Below are 2,508 nucleotides of genomic sequence, written 5' to 3'. Positions count from 1 at the left end.
GGAAAATCATGTTAATAAGAAAACTGCAATTAACCAGTTTAATTTTCAAAATATTCTTATTTGCAGGAACAATCTTACCGATAACGTCAGACTGTCTAAAAAAATCAACAAATTGTAGCTAAAGATAATTTTCATATAAAGGAATAATTTCTATTTTTATACTATGAAATTTATACAAGGAAAAGACATAAGACAGTCATATATTTTTCCAACATCACAGGAAGAAGCAATTTATAAAATCAAAAAAATAAGCAAATCATTTTTGAGCAAAGCCGAAATGTCCTTGTATTTGACAAAAATTTAATCGGTGGTTAGGGTTATTAGACAGACTGCCGTTACCAAACATAAATCAAAGGTCTTACTATCAATAAAACAACCTGGTATTATTATGAAAAATGAATTAATAACAATAGAAAATGGATCAAAAATCTATCAAGTACGGAAAGATGTAAATGGCAAAAGTAAAATCACGAAATTTTAGCAATAACAGTAGATTCTAAAATAGTTAGTTACACACTTGAAAATAGAGAACCTATTTGTAATACTAAACCGTCATCAAGTTATAGGGAGGTTCTATAAATACATTCGCCTGCTTATGTCGGCAGACAGGCATTAAGATTTCCAGAGTTTTTTATAGACAATGAAAAAAATTGAAACAAATCGGGATAATGTAAAAAGTTTTGAAGAAGTATATGATTCCGAAATTTCGGAATAAAAACCCTTTCGCTTAGGCTGTAGCTTTAGCGAAGGAGCATGGGAACAAAGATAATAAGCAAACTGACTGCGTTAAAAATTTTCTCAATAGCTTGTGCCTCCGCTAAAGCTTCAGCGACACGCGGATGGCTATTCAGAAAAATTTGTGCCTTGCATCTTATTCATTATCTTTGTTTCTTAAAAGAAATGTATTTATCGAACATTCCTTATTTCTTTTTGATTTATATCTTCACAAATACATATTAATTTGTTAATTTTGTACAAAGAATTATATCAAAATGAAGATTCGCTTAAGCATTTTTATATTATTATTTATTTTTACTTCATCAGTTGCTCTCTCTTACAATAATGCAAGAGCACTTTTGATGGTAAATAAAAAAGCACAACCCGATTCACTGGATTATAACATTGTGGAATCATTTACTAAGTTGATTTATAGTAAACTTAAAGAAGAAAAAATATTTCTTTGGGATTCACCAAGAAAGGAAAGTAAAATAAATTTTTTAACACTTCAAAATTTTGAAAAAACATATAATTATAGATTTGAAGATCTTGATAATTTTTTTATTTATGAATCATGGTCATCAAACAGTAAAAAATCAGAATTTAAAATTCATGGATTTTCTTTTACTTCAGAAACTAAAAATGGTAAAGAAATAAATTATGGATATTTAGAATTTAGTGTTGTAAGCGATTATTTGAAGTCAAATTATCTTAATACCTCAATAGAAAGCAATTATTTGAATTCATATTTTGCTGTTTTTATGAACAAAGCATTTAATTTTGATATTTTGTTTTTTAAAAACAAGCCAATTTTAAGTGCAAATAGTAAGCATCCTGAAAAAGATTATCGCAAGGGATTAAGAATTAGAGATAAAGCTTTTTTCTCAGCGAAGAAAAATATGAATGCAATTGAAGTAAAAACATCAAAATTACTTTATTTTAAATTGATAACAAATGATTATGATTCTGCGGGAATGTTAATATTATCAGCGATTGAAGATTATTTTGATTTGCATAGAAGAGAACTTATTGAATATGGTGGTAAAAGTATTTTTAACAGCTTTAGGGATTCTCCGTTTATACTCACAGGATGTAAGGTTAAGGAAATTTGGATAAAAGAGGAAGGCAGAGTTAGTTACAAACTTTTAGAAATTGTACCATACTCTTTTAGTATTGATTTTAAGCCAATAAACTTTGTTGATTTAATAGAACTTGGAATAAATGTTAAAGGAGTTCCTCTTGATAAATGTTTGGCGATAAAAAATTTCAAATATCATATTATTAAAATAAATACTGCTAAAATTGATTCTGATTTAACACCATCATATATTGAAGCTTTAAAAAATGCTGAATGGAATGAGTTGAAAAAATATATTGAGATGAATTGATATCCAACAATCAAGGATTTTAATTTTAATTGAGAAAATTGATGGATAAAATGATTTTGTACCTTAAAAAAATATTTGCTTTACTAATTGTTCTTGTGCTTTTTTCATCTTGTGCACAAAAGGGATGTCCGGGAGGAATGTGTCCGCCTGATCGCTATAATGGATTTGAAAAAAAGATAAGTATTTTTTCAAGAACTAATAAAGCAAGACATTATAATTTTGGACGGAGTAGCAGAGGTGAATTTAGACGAAATAATTATAAATCAAAAAATACAAACTCAAATATTGAAGGAAGTGTCTTTAAAGGAAAAGTAACAAAAAAGCCAAATAACAGAAGGCTTCACAGAGCTAAAAAATATAAAGTACCTAAAAGAGGAAGAACAGAATCAGGATTATGGGCACC

2 protein-coding genes are annotated in these 2,508 nt (G+C 27.8%); both read left to right on the top strand.

Annotated elements, in window-relative coordinates; translation table 11 throughout:
* Positions 1-992: 992 nt before the first annotated feature.
* Entirely contained in the window at positions 993-2,105 is a 1,113-nt protein-coding gene (locus U9R42_09505) for a hypothetical protein (protein ID MEA3496257.1), read from the top strand.
* Positions 2,106-2,146: 41 nt separating this feature from the next.
* A partial coding sequence (locus U9R42_09500; protein ID MEA3496256.1) for a hypothetical protein occupies positions 2,147-2,508 on the top strand: 362 nt, incomplete at its 3' end.

It is taken from the genome of Bacteroidota bacterium (assembly GCA_034723125.1).
Taxonomy (GTDB): domain Bacteria; phylum Bacteroidota; class Bacteroidia; order CAILMK01; family JAAYUY01; genus JAYEOP01.
Note: the sequence above shows the minus strand (reverse complement) of the source record. Positions and strands in the feature narration are given on the sequence as shown.

Coding starts and splice junctions, on each gene's coding strand:
- U9R42_09505 (MEA3496257.1), top strand. CDS start 993: ATGAAGATTCGCTTAAGCATTTTTATATTATTATTTATTTTTACTTCA.